At 60.4% G+C, this 818-nt stretch carries 1 protein-coding gene; it reads left to right on the plus strand.

The features are described from left to right. Positions 1–818: ribonucleotide-diphosphate reductase subunit beta (locus IB241_RS27300; RefSeq protein ID WP_192301273.1), on the plus strand; the 818-nt coding region annotated here is incomplete at both ends.

Below are 818 nucleotides of genomic sequence, written 5' to 3' on the forward strand. Positions count from 1 at the left end.
GGCGCCTCCGCCCGCGTCGCCGTTGACGAAAAGCGCATGATCAACTGCCGCGCCGACCTCAACCAACTCGTGCCCTTCAAGTACGACTGGGCCTGGCAGAAGTACCTCGACGGCTGCGCCAACCACTGGATGCCGCAAGAGGTCAACATGACCGCCGACATCGCGCTGTGGAAAAACCCCGAAGGCCTGACCGACGACGAACGTCGCATCGTCATGCGCAACCTGGGCTTCTTCTCCACCGCCGACTCCCTGGTCGCCAACAACCTGGTGCTGGCCGTGTACCGCCTGATCACCAACCCGGAGTGCCGCCAGTACATCCTGCGCCAGGCCTTCGAAGAGGCGATCCACACCCACGCCTACCAGTACTGCATCGAATCGCTGGCCATGGATGAAGGCGAGATCTTCAACATGTACCACGAGATTCCATCGGTCGCGAAGAAAGCCGCCTGGGGCCTGAAGTACACCCGTTCGATCTCCGATCCGAAGTTCGAAACCGGCACCGTCGACACCGACAAGGAACTGCTGCGCAACCTGGTCGCGTACTACTGCGTGCTGGAAGGCATCTTCTTCTACTGCGGCTTCACCCAGATCCTGTCCATGGGCCGCCGCAACAAAATGACCGGCGTGGCCGAGCAGTTCCAGTACATCCTGCGCGACGAGTCGATGCACCTGAACTTCGGCATCGACGTGATCAACCAGATCAAAATCGAAAACCCACACCTGTGGGATGCCGAGATGAAGGAAGAAGCGACCCAGATGATCCTGCAAGGGACCCAACTGGAGATCGAATACGCCCGCGACACCATGCCCCGCGGCGT

It is taken from the genome of Pseudomonas sp. PDM05 (assembly GCF_014851685.1).
Lineage (GTDB): Bacteria > Pseudomonadota > Gammaproteobacteria > Pseudomonadales > Pseudomonadaceae > Aquipseudomonas.